Source organism: Nonomuraea basaltis, assembly GCF_005893125.1.
GTDB lineage: Bacteria > Actinomycetota > Actinomycetes > Streptosporangiales > Streptosporangiaceae > Nonomuraea > Nonomuraea basaltis.
In genome coordinates, this window is the sequence record NZ_VCJS01000060.1 from 20023 (window position 1) to 37051 (window position 17029).

Sequence of the window (17029 nt, forward strand, 5' to 3'; positions counted from 1 at the left end):
TACCGTTCCAGGATCCGCCGGCGCAATTTGGACCGCCTGCTCCACGGCTGACGACCCAGGCAATGCCGGGCCGCAGGCCTCCACGACGCGGCAAGAGCTGTCATGACACCGGCACAGCCATACGACGATGGATCGTCGTATGACACCTACCTCAGGCAGGCAGGTGTGGCATGCCGCCTCGCTATCTACCGATACTTATCCACTATGATTCGTAGTAAGAATCGCCGAACACTGTGGGGCCCATGAAGATCACGGTCGTACAGCCCAAGGAGCTAGGCTCAGCTGAGCTGGACACCTGGCGGACGTTGCTGCGTGGGAGCACGGATCTCATCAGCCCGTTCCTGTGCCCGGAGTTCACGATCATCGTAGGACGCTTGCGAAGCGACGTGCGGGTGGCCGTCATCGAGGACGGCGGCGACATCGTCGGCTTCTTCCCCTTCCAAAGACACCCGCTGGGCGTGGGGAAACCCGTCGGCGCCGGGCTCACGGACGCACAGGGCATGATCCTCGCCCGCGACCTGGAGCTCAACGTGAACGAACTGCTCCAAGCGTGCGGGTTGAGCGTATGGGAGTTCGACCACCTCCTCCCCGATCAGTTCCCCGGTCACCACGCCAGCCGCCATCCCTCTCCGATCATGGATCTGCGTGACGGCTACGAGGCGTACGCCGACACCGTCAAGCGCGAGTCCGGCAAGACCTATCGGACGACTCAGTACAAGACCCGCAAGATCGCTCGGGATCACGGCGAGCTTCACCACCACTACGGCACCCGAGACCTGGCCGCGTTGCGCATGCTCATCGGGTGGAAGAGCGAGCAATACCGCAGAACGGGACGCACCGACCGCTTTGCGCACCCCTGGATTGTGCAACTCGTGGAAGACCTCCTCCATACGAGGACTCCCACCTTTGCCGGCGTGCTCGACATGCTGTGGGTCGACGACCGGCCGGTGGCCGGGCATTTCGGGCTACGCAGCGACACAGTGCTGGCCGGCTGGTTCCCCGCCTACGACACCGCCTTCGCAGGCTACTCGCCGGGGCTCATCCAGCATCTCGCCATGGCCAGGGAGGCCGCCAAGCGCGGGATCCGCGTCATCGACCTGGGCCGGGGCGAGAAGGAGTACAAGGAGAAGCTCAAGAACGGCCAGTGGCAGGTGGCCGAAGGACGACTGGCGCGTCCGACGGTGGCTGCCGGGCTGCACTGGCTGCTCCGCGCGCCCGTAAGAGGTGCACGCAGAACCGTGCTGGCCAGCCCGTCGTTGCGGGTGCCCGCCGATCGCGTGCTCAAGACCTACGGCAGGCTGCGGTCCACGCTGTCGTCACCCGCGCACGATCACACGTCCTCCTCGAGGTGAATCATGTTCGAGCGGCTTGAAGCGGAGTTCGCCTCCCGCCTGGGCCGGGAGTGTCTGTACGTGCCGTCGAACAGGTTCGGCCTCTTCATCGCACTGCGCCACCGGATGGATCCGGGCCAGCGTCTGCTCGTGTCACCGAACTCGGCCGACGAGATCCTGTTCCTGGTGCTGGCCGCCGGGTTACGCCCGGTCATCGCGCCGATCGATCCGCGCACCGGCGCCATCGATGCACACGCCATCGACGACCTGCGCTTCGACGGGATCCTGACCACCAACCTGTACGGCGTCCCTGACGACGTCATCACCCTGGGCAGAGCCTGCGCCGAGCGCGGCATCCCGCTGATCGAAGACGCCGCCCACGCGATCCAGACCTCGGTGGCGGACGGTCCTGTGGGCACTTTCGGCGACGCGGGCGTCTTCAGCCTGTCCAAGGCTGCGGGGGCGTCCCCCGGCGGCATCGTCGCGATGGCCTCACCAAGTGATCGTCAGGCGCTGGGGGAGCTACGCGACCACTGGCTCACCCCGAGGTACCCGGCGACGGAACTCGGGATCCTGCTGAAAACCGCCGTGCGGAACGCGATCGTCGCGACCTCTCTGGCCCGTCCCGTGTGGGAACTGGGACAGTGGCTGGGCATGCACGAGCCGCGGCGGGGACACAGGATCCCGCTACGCCGGGCAGCCTTGGCCGGCCGGCTGACCGGGACCGGCACCTTGTATCCCGGGTTGGACGCCCTCGCTCCCTGGGTGCGGGCGGACAATCACCACTACCGGATGCGCCAGGGACCGCTGACCGAGCGGCACGCGCTGCGACGGCTCAAGGTACTGGAGGCCACGCGTGAGCGCAGGCTGGCCGGCGTGCGCCGCCTCTCCCAATTGGAGACGGTCGCACCGGGCGTACGCGAACATCTCGATCAACCGTTGTTCCGGGTGCCGCTACTCGTCGAGGATCGGGACAAGGCGATCGAAGCTCTACGACGGGTGGGCGTGATCACGGGATACGTCTATGACCCCCCGTTCGACGACTATGCACCGGGCCTCGTAGAGCCATCCCCCGCCCCCGCGGCGGCCCGCTGGTGGTCTCAGCACGCGCTTCCCATCGACCCCCTGCAGACTGACCGGGCCCTGCCGATCCTCACGAAGCTCTCTGCCCCGACATGGACACCGTCCGTTTGAGCACCGGACGTTTCACTGCCGGAGGCCCCGCGGGACTCGGCGGCACCGACCCCTGCGCGGGGCGGGCACCCCGCACGATGGCCTTGCCCATGCGCACGGCCTGCGGGACGGACTTGGGCTGGTAGCGCCAGACGGCGCTGTACTGCGGCATCCCGGTCTCGGTGGCCTCGACCTCAGGGGCGGCGGCCGCGTGGTGCGAGTTCCGGTACATGTTGTAGATGTCGTTCCAGTTGTGCTGGACGGTGGTGACGACGTTGTCGTAGTAGCCGAGCCCATGCAACCGTCGTTGGAGTGGTCCAGGCCGAAGAGGTGGCCGACCTCCTGGCAGAAGATGCCCCGCTTCATGCTGGAGCTGTAGCTGTAGTAGTAGTTCAGCCGGGCGTGGCCGTGGGTGATGTGGCTGCCGGAGTAATTGATGATCTCGGCCAGCCCGCCCCAGCCGGTGTTGCCGTAGTTGCCGTCGAAGAGGCGCTGATGTCGGTGTGGGGGACGAACAAGAACGAAGTTGACACTTTCCTTACAAACCGCCGTCAAGCTGGAATAACTGCCATGCCGACTGATAGTCCAACTATCAGCGATAGGAGATCACTCGTCCGGCAGCAGGTAGCGCCAGGAGACCGCGAGTGAGACCCCGGACGGCGCGCGGTACACCGGCCAGTCGCCCTGTTGGCCAGCGTCGTAGGGGATCAGCCGTGCGGCCGCCGAGGCGGCGTTCCCGGACAGGTCGCGCGTGTGGACGGGGGCGCCCGTGCCAGGTGGCTCCGGCACGCCTTCCGGCCAAGCGCGGGCCTTACCGCCCTGGGTCTCCTCGGCTACCAGCCGAACACGTTCTGAGGAGTAGTCCTGCCCTTCGGTCGCGGCGCGCTGCGCAAGGCGGTCCAAGCGGGCGCGTGCGTTGAGCAGGGGTCCTGCGTAGCCGTCGCCGGATTCGTCGAGGGCCGGGATCCTTACCTCGCGCATCTCGCCTCCTGCGGCGCGTACGCCGAGCACCGTGGTGGGTGCGTCCATGACCACCGGGGTGCCGGGCCGGGGCGTCGCCGTCGCAGGCTGACCGGACAGGTCCCGGGCCAGCGCACTGACAAGGTCGGACAGCTCGGCCTGGGAAAGCCGCAGGGTGCGGGCGGCGTCGACGATCGCCTGGCCTTCGCCGTAGACGACCACCCGTGGCGGCCGGATCGCGAGCAGACCGGGCTGCAGGAACCCGCCCTCCAAGCGCCACACCGCGACCGGTCGGTCGCCCTCCGGGCTCACCGTGGCGGGCGCTCCAGAGGCTTCGGGGGTGCCGTCCTGGCCACACGCCGCACTCATGAGCACGACGGCGCAAATCAACGCCAGCGACCTGCACCTCATATCCCTATGACGCAGGGCGTACACATGCGGTTCAAGCCGGTGCGGCGCCGCTTCCCGGAGGCCACGGAGCGGAGGCCACAGGAGCCCAAGACCGTGATCGCGACGGCCGCGCCGCACCCATAGGCCGTCCAGCGATCATGGAGGGAAGGAGAAGCCCTCTCCCGCACACCGATCTACGATCACGGGTAGCATTGGAGCAAATCACAGGTGGAAGGGCGATTGCGTGGTGCGCAGCTTGGGCGACCTGGAATCGGCGATCATGGATCGCTTGTGGTCCTATCATCGGCCCGCGTCTGTCCGGGACGTGCTCGAGGATCTCCGTCGTGACAGGGAGATCGCATACACCACCGTCATGACCGTGATGGACAAGCTCTACAAGAAGGGCCTGCTGAAGCGGCACCCCCAGGGCAAGGCCTACATCTACGAGCCGTGGCTCAGCAAGGAGGCCCACACGGCTCAGCAGATGCGCGAGACGCTGGCCCGGAGCGATAACCAGGCCGCCACGTTGGTGCACTTCCTGGAGCGGCTGAGTCCGGAAGAGTCGGCGGCGTTGGAGGCGGCGCTGCGGGTGTTCGCGCCGCGGGGCTCTCGCTCATGATCGCCGCCGTCCTCGCGGTGTACGCAGTTCTCGCGACGACGCTGCTGCCTCGGCTGCTGGTGCGGGCGCGGTGGTCTGATCGCGCCCCCCGATTGGCGATCTCTCTATGGCTGGCCGCGTGCGCGTCCGCCATCGCCTCGGCGATCCTGGCGGCCGTGGCCACCGCCGTGCCCGCCGACACGATCGGGCATGGGCTGGCCAGCGTTATCGAGGCCTGCTTCGCCATGCTCGACAGCGGATTCGATCCCCTCGCGATGCCCATCGGAGCCTGGCTCGCCCTCCTCGCCGCAGCCTTGATCGTGGCCTGGGCCGCCTCCAGCGTGGGAGCGATGCTGTTCACCGCGTGGCGGGAGCGCCGACGGCACGCCGAGATGCTGCGCCTCCTCGGCCGCCGCGACGGCGCGTTGGGTGCGATCGTGCTGGAGTACGACGAGCCGCTGGTCTACTGCCTGCCCGGCCGCCAGGCCGAGACGGTGGTCACAACCGCCGCGCTGCGGTCGCTGCCCCCCGAATCCGTTGCCGCCGTCCTCGCCCATGAGCGGGCGCACCTCCGCGGCAGGCACCATCTGGTGCTGGCTCTGGCCGACGGCCTCAAGCGCGCGTTCCCTGGCCTGCCGCTGTTCGCCACGGCCAAGAAGGAAATCGTCCGCCTGGTCGAACTGCGGGCCGACGACGTGGCGGCCCGCCATCACCCGCGCATCCACATCGCCGCCGCCCTGGTGAGTCTGGCCACGGGGCGCGCCCCCGCCTTCACGCTCGGCGCGGGCGGGGAGACGGCGCTGGCCCGGGTTCGCCGCATGCTCCACCCGGCCATCCCCTTGTGCCGTCGCGAGAAGTTCACGGGCATGGCCGCTGTCGGCGTGCTGTTGGCCGGACCCGCGGCAGTTGCCCTTTTCCCCGGGCTCAGCGCCCTCGTCGCGCACCACTGCCACAATCTCTTCCTCCTTTGAGACGGCAACCCGCCACCATCATCACTACAGCCGTTAGCAGTTAGGTCGCCTTCTGCATAGGCGACAAGGCGCTACCTGAACCGTCTTCTACGCGGGTGCGTAGTACTTCCATGAGCGGGGCGGTCGCGGCCAGAGCCGTCCGGGCAGCGCGACGTGAGCACCACGGCTCGGACACTCTGCAGGCGTGGCTGTCCCGCCGGGGAACGCCGACGTGGGAGGTGGCGATGGGCTGGTTGACAGCTCTGGTAGCGGTCGTGGCGGGAGTCCTCAGCGCGCTCCGGCTGGTATCCGTCAAGGGGTGGACCCGGTACGCGGCCGGAATCGAGCTGTTCATGGCCATCGGCATGGCACATATGAGCCTGCCGGCGACGGCGGGCTCATTCGGGCAGTACGGGCTGTGGTGGGCCGCCGCGTTCGCTCTCACTGCGTTGGGGAGCACGGCGGCCGCGACCACCCATGCCCTTCGCCACGGCTGGCGCCACGGTATCCACTGGGCCCATCAGGTGCTCGCGAGCGGCGTGATGGTCATCATGGCGCTGATGGCCGTGCCCGCTTCCTCCACCGACACCGATCTGGCCCACGGGTCCATGGCTGGAATGCCGGGGATGGACATGGGGTCGATGCCGGGTATGGAGAGCCATTCGGCCGCCGCGGCTCAGGCGCATGCTCACACCTCTGCGGGCGCCGACCCCGTCTGGCGGGTCGCCTTCGCCGCACTGGCGGTGTATTTCCTGCTGTCCATGGCCGCATCGATATGGACCTGGCTTCGAGGCGAGGGGCGATCGATCGCGGGGACGGGCGGGAAGAGCGGCCGGCCGGGCCGTGCGGTGCACCGCCTGCTCGTCACGCTGGACAGTGTCGTCGACCTGCTGGTGTACATGACCGCGTCTCTCTGGGCCCGGGCTCAGACCGCAGGCGGGGTGGCGTCTCCGCTCAACGCCGGAGCCCACCGCCGCAGACCAGGCGCGGACGCCTCGGCCGACGCCGCGTTCACCGCACATCTCGCCATGGCGACCAGCATGTCGGTCATGCTTTGGGCCATGGCCTCCTGACCACGGCGGCGTGCTCCGTCAAAGCGGGCCAGCGCGGCGGTCAGGTCGGTCGCGTGGGTGGTGAGTGCGGTGAGCACAACCGCATCCTCCAGGGCTTGGCAGGCGCCCTGGCCGAGTGCGGGTGTCATGGCGTGGCGGCGTCGCCGAGCAGCACCACGCGACCGGAGACGTACCGGGGCAAGGACGTGGCCAGGTGATAGATGTCGTGCCGCAGCAGCGCATCCGGTGGGGTGGCGGCCAGCACCGCCGGAATGGGATCGTGTCAGCCGGCGAACCGGTCGGCATGCGCGCCCTCCGGCGCGGTGCACCCGCTCGCGCGGCCTGGTCGGCGAGCATCCGGTGCAGGTCGCGATGCCCTCGCCCTCGACATGGGCCTGCTCAAGACCGGTTTGACCGGATTCGCACTCCTGCTGCGTCCGGGCGCCGATTACCTGATCGCGATGCTGCCCGCCAGCGTGGTCTTTCGCTGTGGGATTGCCCGCCCTCTTCGTCGGCGCCACCGCCTCGGCGGTGCGCGCCGCCCCCGGCCAGCACGCCGGGACCGCCTCCGGCCCCGGCGGCAAAGGCCGCAGAGTCATCCCACTGGCCATGCCGTGACTGTGGCCGGCTTTTCATGGCGGTCGTCGCCACCGACGTCAAGTCGTAAAAGATCCCGTCGGCGTAACGCGCCTCACGCACGTCAACACGTATCCGATGCGATTTCGTGCCGTACCCAACACGTACGACATGAGCAGATCTTTCAGTTCTGCCTGGCTGATGGCCGGCCAGTACAAGTGCGTGCCGTCGACGGTCCCCCTCTCCAGAAACCCAGCGCGGTGAAGGGCATCCAGGGCCTTCAGGAGGATGACCGGGGTAGCGGGCGTCTCGTGTCGCAGATCCTCGAGGAGTTCCTGAACAGTGGCCGGGCGACCCCACTCCCACAGACGATTGATGATCACCGCTTCCAGCTCGCCGAACCGCCCCACGAGACCATCCCATCCAGGCTCCTATGACACATAGTAGACCATGGCGTGTGGTCCGACCGTTCCCGATTGCGCCGTCTCATGGGGAGATGGGAGAGCAGCGGGGCGCTGCCGCGACCTGCCCGATCGGCTTGGACACCATCGGTGCCACCTCCTCGGCATGGCCGCTTTCACCTTTGATGGTCATCACGTTACGAGCGCACGCGGCAGCCGCCGGTCAGCGGCACGTGAGGATCATGTCAGGCATCGATATCCCTTTCGGCTCGTGCCGGCTGGGCAGGTCGCCTCCCCTCCCAGCCAGATGGCCGCACACGTCGATCGGCCGGCGCGCGACCCGCCTCCGCGCCGCAAGAGACGTGGAGGCGGGGCTTCAGGCCGCTGCCGCGGCCGCCTGACGCCGTCCGCCGCGGAGCGGTACGACCTCCGGAGCGGCGGGCGGCACCGCGATCGATGGCCGCGTGGGCGTCATGCCGCTCAGGTCCTTGACCAGGATGCGAAAGACGTCAGGATGGACGAGCATGCCGCTGTGGGTGGTTTCAACCTTTTCGTGCCGGGCGTAGGGGTCCAGGCAGCTGCGCCAGCGCACGACCAGGTCGGTCTCGGTGTAGACCGAGGTGTAGGGCAAGCCGGGAAATGGGGCCGACAGGTCGGAGCGAAAGTCCTGGCAGCACTCCCCCACCAGGCAGGCGAATGACATCAGGCGTGGCACGCCGAGGGTCCCGGCCAGGCCCAAGATGGTCAGCTGGGTGACCAGGACGCGGCTGGCCGCGACCATGTCCGTGAGAGGGCTGGCAAGCGCGACCACCCCAGCCACCAACTCGGGATGGCGCACCGCGGCGACGCGGGCGAACTGGCCGCCGCGGCTGTGCGCGACGACGGCGACCGGACGGCCGTGCTCATCGGCCATCCGCTGCAGGGAACGGGTGACACCCGCCATAGTGCGCTCCCCGCAGTCGAAGCCGTACCGGACCGGCGCGAGAGCAGGGCGGCATCCCGCGCGCTCCAGCCACCGGCGCATGGGCTCGAACAGCACGGGCACGCTGGCCAGACCCCCCACCAGCAGCACCGGAAGGCCGTCCCCGTCGAACGGCGGCAAGAGGTAGTCGGGGTCGTCGCAAAGGTCGAGCCAGCCCTGGAAGAGCCGTTCCCGCCGGACGGCCGGCCGGGGAATCCAGTCATCGACGAGCTTCTCCACCACCCGCCGACTCTTGAGAACACGTGCACGCACAGGTCTTACCTCTCTCCGACAGCAACGGGTTGGACGGCCGGCTCGCACAGGGAAGCGGGCCAGAGCCGGGAAAGATCGTCGAGTCCGGTCAGCTCCGCGTCACCGTGGAAGCTCACGACGACGCGGTCTCGAAGGCTCATGAGCATCACCGACACGCCGTGCCGGTGGGGCGGGAAATTGATCCCGACGATCGTGTGCAGGGGTCGTCCGGCCAGTGTGAGCCGGGTTCGGGCGCCCTGACATGTGCCTGCCCAGGTCGATCGGATGATCGACCTCCCAGCCGCGCCCTCCGGGGAAGCGTCCGGCGCAGGCCGAGCAGGAGGTCGAGCCTGGCGGCGACATGTGCCCTGAGCTCGTCGATGGTCGGTGGAGCGCCGGCAAAGAGCAGGATGCCGCCCATCCTGGGCTGTAGCGAGGAATGATCCGTAGGAATCAATCGGGTCATCGGAACATCACCTTCAGGCGGCCGGCCGCTGGTAGCCGCCACGGTGCCAGATCAGTGGCTCGCCCTGGCGGTCGCGCAGGGAGAGGACCTCGCCGATCACGACGGTGTGGTCGCCGGACGGCATGGCGTCGTACACACGGCAGGTGAGCCAGCCCATGGCCTGGCGCAGCACCGGGGATCGGTCGATGAGCTCGTAGTCGACCGCGGCGAACTTGTCCTCGGCGGACCGCCGGGCGGCGAACGCCCGGGAGACCTCCGCCTGCCCGGTGTGCAGCAGGTTGACCGCGAAGTGGTCGTTGCCGCGGATGGCTCTCAGTGTCGCCGACTCGTTGCCGATGCAGACCAGCAGCAGGAGCGGGTCCAGGGAGACCGAGCAGACCGTGCTGGCCGTCATGCCGGCCATCCCCGCGTCTCCGGCCGTGGTGATGACGCAGACGCCCTTGGGGAGCCGGCCGAACAGGTCGCGATAGGAGCGGGTGTCGGGACGACCTGCATCGACGAGGGTGAGTGCCGTCATGTCAGCCTCCCACTTCGGCCGGGACGAGGAAGGTGGTGGCCGCGCCGGTCAGTCCGGTCAAGATGTGCTGGAGGTTCTCGATCAGCGTGCGCTCGGCTATCGGGTCGATGATCGGGGCGAGGCTGGGCATGCCCAGGTCGAAGGCGGCGTCGAACTCGATCACGACGTCCGGGCCGGACTGCTCGACCTTCCACGCGCCGTCGAAGCGGTCGAAGTCGCCGTCGGTCTGGGCAAAGGTGATGGTGCGATCGGCGGCGTTCACGATGTCGCGCTCGGACCAGCGCAGGACGCCGTTGCGGAAGGTGACCGCCCAGTCCGAGTCGAGCGCGCCGTCGGAGGCGGGGGAAACCGTCACTTCACGTACGGCGTGGGTGAACTCGGGGTAGCGCTCGAACGCGGCCAGCGTGGCGAAGACGGCGTCGGCGTCGGCCGTGAGGACGAGGGCTTTCAGGATGACCTGTCGCATCAGAAGAGTCCTTTCACAGTGGTGGCGGCGTCGTCGAAAGCGGTCAGCAGCCAGGTGAGGTCGGTGTCGGTGAGCACTGCGGGCGGTGTGAGGCGGATGACTTTGTGGGCGTTGAGGCTGTGGTTGACCAGCACCCCGCGGTCGAGGAGTTCCAGGACGAAGGCGCCGGCGACATGCTCGTCGCGCAACTCCAGGCCGATGAGCAGCCCCGCGCCGCGGACCTCGGTGACAAGGTCGGGGCATCGGTCGGCGACGATGCGGGCCAGCTCGCTGTACAGGAGTTCTCCCAGGTCGGCGGCGCGCTGGACCAGGCCCTCGCGCTCGATGGTCTCGACCGCCGCCCGGGCGGCGGCCATGGCGATGGGCGAGGCGGCGAAGGTGGAGGTGTGCAGGAACGGGTCGCGGCCGAAGGGCGCGTAGGCGGCGTCGGTGGCGACCATGGCGGCGACCGGCACCACTCCTCCGGACAGGCCCTTGCCGACGAGCATGACGTCAGGGGTGACGCCTTCGCGGTCGGCTCCCCACCACTGTCCGAGCCTGCCGAGCCCGGTCTGGATCTCGTCGAGGACGAAGAACGCACCGTTCTGGCGGCAGATCCGCTGGACGTCGGTCAGGTAGCCGTGCGGCGGGATGATGACGCCGCCTTCACCCTGCACCGGCTCCACTACCACGCAGGCGTCGGGGCTGATGGCCTCGGCCAGCGCGGCGGCGTCTCCGTACGGCACGTGGGTCACGTCCGGCAGCAGCGGCCGGAACGGAGCCTGGTAGAGCTCCTTGGCGGTCAGCGACAGCGCGCCCATGGTCTTGCCGTGGTAGCCGCCGGCGGCGGAGATCAGCCGGGTCTTGCCGTGGGCGCGGGCCAGCTTGATGGCGGCTTCGGTGGCCTCGGCGCCGGAGTTGACGAAGTGCACCCGGTCCAGCCCTTCCGGGGTGATGCCGGTCAGCGCCTCGGAGGCCCAGGCGGCGGCCGGCTCCAGCAGCAGCCGGGTCGACATGGGATGCGTGCGGACCTGCGTGACGACGGCCTCGACCACGGCGGGGTGGGTGTGCCCGACCAGGAACACTCCGTACCCGCCACAGTCCAGGTAGCGTCGCCCCTCGGCGCCGAAGACGTGTGCTCCGTGCGAGGACAGCTCCAGCTGGCCGCCGGTCATCTCCGACAGCCGGGCCCGTCCCTTGCTCAGGTGACGGCGGTAGAGATCCAGCACTGCCGCCGCCGGGTGGTCCAGTTGCTCGGTCATGCGGCCACCCTCCGTGCCAGGCCCTTGGCCTCGGCGTAGTAGCGCAGGGAGGCGACGAAGGCGCCCTCGAGCTCGGCCGGCGTCAGCGCGGCGAGACCCGGCACGCGATCACAGCAGCACGCGAACGGCTCGGGCGTGCAGAACAGCACGGTCATGGCGAGCATGTCGTCGAAGCGCCTGCGCTGCTTGTCCGGAAGCGGGTCGATGAAGACCGGCCGGATCAGCCGGTCGACCATGTCCTGGGAGACCAGCCGGGGCAAGTCCAGCTCCAGGCCCAGACTCCGGCCGGTCTCCAGCGCCAGCTCGACGATCCGGCCCGCGGTGAGAGCCGCCTCGCCCGCGGTGATCCAGTAGTCGCCGCCCACTGTGCCGGCCTGGGTGCCGGCCCGTACCAGGCCGGCGATGGCGCGGGCGAGCAGGTCCTGGGGGATGAAATCGACGCGGGCGTCCGGCCGGAGCGGGACCAGGGGCAGGGCGTTCTTCAGCATCGCGCCGGCGATGCCGTGCAGGCCCTGGAACTGGGCGATCCGGCCGGTGACCGAGTCGCCGATGACGACCGAGGGCCGGATGATGTTCGCGGCCACGCCGGATTCGCGCACCAGATGCTCGGCGGCGCGTTTGCTGTCGAGGTAGACCTCGGGCCGCGCGGTGCTGCCGGTGTCGCGGGCCAGGTCCTTGCGGGCCACGAACGCCGTGCTGACGTGGTGCAGGGGCACCCCGGCCCGCTCGGCCAGCGCGAGGATCTCGGCGGTGCCGCGGACGTTCAGGTCCTCGGTGGCGCCCTTGTCCACGCTGAATCCGGTGATCGCGGCGCAGTGCACGATCGCGTCGATCCGGCCCGCCAGGTCGTCGTACTCCTCGCGGTCCAGGCCGAACCGGGGCGCGGTGAGGTCGCCGCGGATGCCGAGCACGCCCCGGCCGGTCACCGGCTTGCGGTGCGTCAGGCAGATGATGTTGTGATCGCCGAGCTGCTCCAGCAGCGCCTGCCCGACGACGCCGCCGGCGCCGGTCAGCAGGACGGTACGGCGGTTCGTGAAGTTGATGATCGACATGCGTTCTCCCCTCAGGCCACGCGCAGCGGGTGGCCGGTGACGTAGTCGCACAGCGCCTGGGACATGCGGGTGCGGGACGGCGGGTGGAACATCAGCGCGGCCGAGGCGGCCGACAGGTAGGCGACGTCGCCGGAGCCGATGTAGGACATACCGCCGAGCAGCTCCACCGCGCGGCGCGTGATGCGCCCGATGGCGTCCTGGACGGCGTAGCGGGTGACCAGGGCCTTGGCGAACATGTCCTGGCCGCGCTCGCCGTCGCCCATCGCATGGGCGACGCCTTCCAGCGTGGTCATGGCGGCGTCGGCCTCGATGATCAGGGCGACCCGCTCCACCGCGTCGGCCTTGCCGGCTGCCAGCACCTTCTCGGCCAGCGCGCTCGCGACCCCGAGGTAGGAGGCGGTGACCAGCAGCTCGAACCACAGGAAGCCGCTGGCCTGCAGCTCGTCCAGTTGCTGGTCCTCGGTGGTCTCCGTCATGACGACGAGATCCTGCGGGACCTCGACGTCCTTCAGTACGACCTCGTCGCTTTCGGCGCCGGCCAGCACGAAGCTGTTCCAGAACGGCTTGACCTCGATGCCGGGGCTGCCCGCGGGAATGAGGGCGACGGCCAGCTGGTCGCGCCCGTGCTCGTCGGTGACCGCCACGGAAGCGGTGAGCAGGTCCATCGAGCGGGACAACGTGCAGGGCTTCTTGGACCCCGACACCACCAGGGTGGTCCCGCGCCGCACGGCATGCAGGGTCGGCGACAGGATGGCGGCGCCGGTGCGGCCTTCTGCGAAGCCGGAGGCGAGCAGAAGGTTGTCCTTGGCGATGGCCTCCAGCAGCATCCACTCGAGGCCGTCGCTGCCGATGCTGGCTTCGACCAGGCTGGCGACGGAGAAGTGGTGCATGGTGGAGGCGACCGCGAGCGAGGGCGAGCGGCTGCCGATGGCCCGCTGGATGCGCATGGCCTGCAAGGGTGTGGCGCCCAGGCCGCCGTGCTCGGCCGGGACCAGCAGGCCGGGCCCTCGGACCGCCTTGAACGCGGATAGGGCCGGGTTGCCGGGCTGCTCCAGGTCGGTGAGGCTGTGCCGGGTCAGCTCGGCGTCGAGGCCGGGCAGGAATTCCTGGAGCGTTTCCCGCTCTTTTTCCATGAACCTCATGCTTGCTCCGTGACTCATCCGGTGGGCTTCTTTCTGTGACTAACGCTATTGGTGTGCCCTCCAGAGATCTGGAAGGCGTCATGCATCGCTGTGTTAAGAAAATGAAAGGAGCGGCCTCCGACGAAACTTCGTCGAAGGCCGCTGCATTAGCACAAGAGCTTCACGAGATACTCACCAGCTCCTTTCTCTCCGCAACGGGAGGCGCTTCCTCCTCTCGTAGTCCGATTCGGGTGTGCAGCCATCGCAGCCCGGGTGGGGCCCACCAGTTGGCGCGGCCGGCCAGTCGCATGAAGGCGGGAACGAGCAGGCCGCGGACCAGTGTGGCGTCGACGATGACGGCCAGGGCGAGCCCGAGGCCGAGCAGTTTGAGAAGCGTTATCCCGGAGGTCGCGAAGGCGAGGAGCACCGCGGCGATGAGAACCGCGGCCGCGCTCACGATACGACCCGTCTTCTCCAGCCCCATCGCGACCGCCCTGGTGTTGTCGCCGGTCCGCAGATATTCCTCGCGAATTCGCGACAGCAGGAAAACCTCATAATCCATGGAAAGGCCGAAGGCGACGCAGAACATGAGCACCGGAATGGTCGCGTCGACCATGCCGGTCACCGTGAAATCTCCGACCAGCCAGCGCAGGTTCCCGTCCTGGAAGACGTACACCATGGCGCCGAAGGTCGCGGTGAGGCTGAGCAGGTTCAGCAGCACCGCCTTGATCGGGATGATCACGCTGCCGGTGAACAGGAACAGCAGCGCGAACGTGGTGGCGGCGATGACGAGCAGCGCCATCGGCAGGCGGTCGCCGATCGACTTCTTGGTGTCGACCAGGAACGCGGCCTGTCCGCCCACGTACTTCACCGCCGGGGCCGCCGCGCTGCGGATGCGCTCCACGAGATCGGTCCCCTGGGCGGAGTACGGCTCCGCGTCCGGCACGACCGACATCCAGCTTCCCGCGGGGCCGATCAGCCGCTTGGACGTCTCGGCCGGCGGCGCCACCGGCCGGCCGTCCATGTAAAAGCCGGTCGGCGCGTCCACGCGAGCCACGCCGGGCATGGCCGACAGCTTCGTCGCGTAGTCGTGCAGCCCGGCCCGGTCGGCGTAGCCGGGCATCACCACGGGGATGGCGGCCGCCTCCCGCGTGTCGAACCGATCACGCAGCACCTGCGAGGCCTGGTGCGCCGGGGAGTCCTTCGGCAGCACCCGGTCGTCGGTCAGGCCGAACGAAACCGACAGGAAGGGGCTGCCGAGCAGCACCAGCAGGGCGATGACGGCGGCGGCGACCGGGATCGGCCGGCGCATCACCGCCAGAGCCAGCCTGTGCCAGAATCCGCCGGCGCGGCGGCGGCGAACCCGCGCGAGCACGTCGTACCGGTTGACCCGATGCCCCAGGAGGGCGAGCAGCGCCGGGAGCACCACCACCGAGGTGAGCGCGGCCAGCAGGACCACCGCGATGCCGCCATAGGCGATGGAACGGAAGAAGTACAGCGGGAACACCAGCAGCGCCGACAGGGACAAGGCCACCGTGATCGCGGAGAACGCCACGGTCCTGCCCGCCGTCCGCACCGTCGTGGCCACCGCGTCCCGCACGCCGGCCCCGGAGTCCAGCTCGTCGCGGAACCTGCCGACCATGAACAGGCTGTAGTCGATGGCCAGCCCGAGCCCGAGCGCGGTGGTCACGTTCATCGCGAAGACCGACACCGGGGTGAGCTCGGTGAGGACCTGCAGCACGGCCGTGGTCGAGACCACCGAGACCGCCCCGACGACCAGCGGCAGCAACGCGGCGATCGCGCTGCCGAAGATGAGCACCAGCAGCACCAGAGTGACCGGCGCGACGATCAATTCGGCCCGGAGCAGGTCTTCGGCTGTGGTCTTCTCGACCTCTACCGAGACCTGCGCCATCCCGGCCGTGCGGATGTCGAGCGCATGATCCTGGATGATGGGTGCGAGCTTCTCGGCGGTCGCCCGGTAGGCGTCCTCGTCGCCGCCGAGCCGTACCAGCACCAGACCGCTGCGCCCGTCGTCGGCCCGCAGCGGAGCGGGTTCCCCTGCCGTCCAGTACGACTCCGCCGATACCACGCCGCGGAAAGCCCGGACCCGCTCCGTCAGAGCGCGGGCGGCATCGTCCACGGCCGGGTCGTCGACCGCCTGCCCGGCGCGCCCGGCCACGATGAGCACCAGGTTGGGCGGCCCGGTGCCGAAGTCGCGGGCCAGTATGGCGTCGACCCGCATGGACTCCGAGGCGGGGTCCTGGAACCCGCCGTTGGACAGGTTCTTCTCCACCCCGGCGCCCCAGAACGCGGCCAGGGCGGTGACGAGCACGGCGAAGGCCAGGACAAGCCCTCGCCGGGCCACAGCGAGATGAGCGATGAACTTCATGGCAACTCCTTGAGGGCTTGCACGACCACGGCGGCGAACCGGTCGGGGTGCACGGCGGTCATGGCGAACACGAGCAGGGCTGCGGCGACCAGCAGCGCGATGGCCAGAAGGATCTGCACCCAGGACGGGGTTCGTGCCCGTAACCTGCGCAGGCGGCGCCACGTCTTGACCATGGCCGATCGCCTCCTTTCTCAGTCGCCACCGATGGTGACGGGAGGGGTGTCAGCGGACGCGCAGGGCTGTGTAAGAGCGGTGTCAGCAGTGCGTTCTTTTCTGGTTCCGCGGATCACGGTGACCAGGTCCCGCAGGGTGGACAGGCGCAGTCCTCGGTCGCGGGCGGCGGCCAGATGCTCGCGCTCGGGATAGGAGTAGTAACTGCCGCCGGACTGGTGGACCGCCTCCGTACGGAGGCGGTCGAAGTCGCCGAGCACCTCATCCAGCATGTCGACGCCGACACGGTTGACCCAGCTGTCGTTGAAAAGAACGCTGCGACCGGGCGGCGGCGTGGTGGTGCGCTGGGCGAGGACGGGGCCTGCGTCGATCTCGCGGTTCTCGATGAGGTGGGCGGTGATGCCGAACGGCGTGCCCGGCTCGATGGCGGAGTACAGGGTGGGGAACAGACCGCGGCAGTGCGGCAGGTAGGCCGCATGAACATTGATCACAGCCCGGCTGGGAGCCGTGATGACGCCTTCGCGCAGGATCTGGTCGAACCAGTAGACGACGACGAAGTCGAGGTCGGCCTCGCGCAGCGCGGCCACGACCTCGGGGGCGTTGACATTGCCGGTGTGGATGTGGCGGATGCCGTGACGGGCGCACAGGTCCCCGACGCGGCTCCGGTGGGGGACGAACCTGAGGATCAGCGGATACAGCAGGAACGAGTAGGTCAGATACTTCACGAAGGCCGGCCCCGAACGGCGCAGGTTGGTCCAGGTCTGCTTGACCAGGCCGCCCCGGCGGGTGGCGTGGACGTCGCTGGTGACGACGAGGGCCAGCTCGTCGTGGTGGCGCTCGACGATCTCGGTGATGGCGTCGCCGAGCTGCGCGCACTCGGTGGTGAACAGGGCGATGCGAGCCATGGGTCTCCTCTCTCAGCTGTGGTGCCGACGCTAGGGAGAGCCACATCAGAGACCCTG

18 protein-coding genes are annotated in these 17029 nt (G+C 69.0%); 6 read left to right on the plus strand and 12 right to left on the minus strand.

What is annotated here, in order from left to right; translation table 11 throughout:
- The first annotated feature begins 242 nt into the window (after positions 1–242).
- Both EJK15_RS26850 and EJK15_RS26855 read left to right on the plus strand, forming a co-directional pair.
- Entirely contained in the window at positions 243–1352 is a 1110-nt protein-coding gene (locus tag EJK15_RS26850) for a GNAT family N-acetyltransferase (protein ID WP_138713243.1), read from the plus strand.
- 3 nt (positions 1353–1355) lie between these two features.
- On the plus strand, positions 1356–2525 hold the full coding sequence (locus tag EJK15_RS26855; RefSeq protein WP_138713244.1) for a DegT/DnrJ/EryC1/StrS family aminotransferase: 1170 nt from the start codon (positions 1356–1358) through the stop codon (positions 2523–2525).
- On the opposite strand, the gene EJK15_RS26860 is transcribed toward EJK15_RS26855, so the two are convergent.
- Both EJK15_RS26860 and EJK15_RS26865 read right to left on the minus strand, forming a co-directional pair.
- Positions 2485–2805 carry a hypothetical protein gene (locus EJK15_RS26860; protein ID WP_138713245.1) on the minus strand — a complete coding sequence of 107 codons (321 nt, stop codon included), beginning with the start codon at positions 2803–2805 and terminating at the stop codon, positions 2485–2487. The genes EJK15_RS26855 and EJK15_RS26860 overlap by 41 nt on opposite strands.
- Before the next feature lie 305 nt (positions 2806–3110).
- Complete coding sequence (locus EJK15_RS26865; protein ID WP_138713246.1) at positions 3111–3833, minus strand: hypothetical protein; 723 nt, start codon at positions 3831–3833, stop codon at positions 3111–3113.
- 268 nt (positions 3834–4101) lie between these two features.
- Here EJK15_RS26865 and EJK15_RS26870 point away from each other — a divergent pair, with 268 nt between their 5' ends.
- The 4 genes from EJK15_RS26870 to EJK15_RS76410 all read left to right on the plus strand — a co-directional run bounded on the left by EJK15_RS26870 (position 4102) and on the right by EJK15_RS76410 (position 7072).
- Entirely contained in the window at positions 4102–4473 is a 372-nt protein-coding gene (locus EJK15_RS26870; protein WP_138713285.1) for a BlaI/MecI/CopY family transcriptional regulator, read from the plus strand.
- The gene (locus EJK15_RS26875; protein ID WP_138713247.1) at positions 4470–5423 is read left to right on the plus strand and encodes a M56 family metallopeptidase; all 954 of its coding nucleotides are present in this window, start codon (positions 4470–4472) and stop codon (positions 5421–5423) included. Before EJK15_RS26870 ends, EJK15_RS26875 begins: the two co-directional genes overlap by 4 nt.
- Before the next feature lie 110 nt (positions 5424–5533).
- Positions 5534–6475, plus strand: coding sequence for a DUF5134 domain-containing protein (locus tag EJK15_RS26880; protein ID WP_138713248.1), 942 nt, complete (start codon positions 5534–5536; stop codon positions 6473–6475).
- Between the two features lie 468 nt (positions 6476–6943).
- On the plus strand, positions 6944–7072 hold the full coding sequence (locus EJK15_RS76410; protein WP_276615430.1) for a hypothetical protein: 129 nt from the start codon (positions 6944–6946) through the stop codon (positions 7070–7072).
- Between the two features lie 38 nt (positions 7073–7110).
- Here EJK15_RS76410 and EJK15_RS26885 read toward each other — a convergent pair whose 3' ends face one another.
- The 10 genes from EJK15_RS26885 to EJK15_RS26930 all read right to left on the minus strand — a co-directional run bounded on the left by EJK15_RS26885 (position 7111) and on the right by EJK15_RS26930 (position 16972).
- Positions 7111–7440: a BlaI/MecI/CopY family transcriptional regulator gene (locus EJK15_RS26885; protein ID WP_138713249.1), complete on the minus strand. Its 330-nt coding sequence runs from the start codon at positions 7438–7440 to the stop codon at positions 7111–7113.
- Between the two features lie 367 nt (positions 7441–7807).
- Positions 7808–8665 (minus strand): esterase/lipase family protein, encoded by an 858-nt coding sequence (locus EJK15_RS26890; RefSeq protein ID WP_138713250.1) that lies wholly within the window; start codon positions 8663–8665, stop codon positions 7808–7810.
- Positions 8666–9123: 458 nt separating this feature from the next.
- Positions 9124–9627, minus strand: a complete 504-nt coding sequence (locus EJK15_RS26900) for a flavin reductase family protein (protein WP_138713251.1) — start codon at positions 9625–9627, stop codon at positions 9124–9126.
- A gap of 1 nt (position 9628) precedes the next feature.
- Positions 9629–10093, minus strand: a complete 465-nt coding sequence (locus tag EJK15_RS26905; RefSeq protein ID WP_138713252.1) for a type II toxin-antitoxin system RatA family toxin — start codon at positions 10091–10093, stop codon at positions 9629–9631.
- Entirely contained in the window at positions 10093–11334 is a 1242-nt protein-coding gene (locus EJK15_RS26910) for an aspartate aminotransferase family protein (protein ID WP_138713253.1), read from the minus strand. The genes EJK15_RS26905 and EJK15_RS26910 overlap by 1 nt, the downstream gene beginning before the upstream one ends.
- Positions 11331–12386 carry an SDR family oxidoreductase gene (locus tag EJK15_RS26915; protein ID WP_138713254.1) on the minus strand — a complete coding sequence of 352 codons (1056 nt, stop codon included), beginning with the start codon at positions 12384–12386 and terminating at the stop codon, positions 11331–11333. Before EJK15_RS26915 ends, EJK15_RS26910 begins: the two co-directional genes overlap by 4 nt.
- Before the next feature lie 11 nt (positions 12387–12397).
- Complete coding sequence (locus EJK15_RS26920) at positions 12398–13528, minus strand: acyl-CoA dehydrogenase family protein (RefSeq protein WP_138713255.1); 1131 nt, start codon at positions 13526–13528, stop codon at positions 12398–12400.
- Between the two features lie 160 nt (positions 13529–13688).
- Entirely contained in the window at positions 13689–15896 is a 2208-nt protein-coding gene (locus EJK15_RS26925; RefSeq protein WP_138713256.1) for an MMPL family transporter, read from the minus strand.
- On the minus strand, positions 15893–16069 hold the full coding sequence (locus EJK15_RS70870) for a hypothetical protein (RefSeq protein ID WP_171074554.1): 177 nt from the start codon (positions 16067–16069) through the stop codon (positions 15893–15895). The genes EJK15_RS26925 and EJK15_RS70870 overlap by 4 nt, the downstream gene beginning before the upstream one ends.
- Before the next feature lie 18 nt (positions 16070–16087).
- Entirely contained in the window at positions 16088–16972 is an 885-nt protein-coding gene (locus EJK15_RS26930; RefSeq protein WP_138713257.1) for a formyltransferase family protein, read from the minus strand.
- Between the last annotated feature and the right edge of the window lie 57 nt (positions 16973–17029).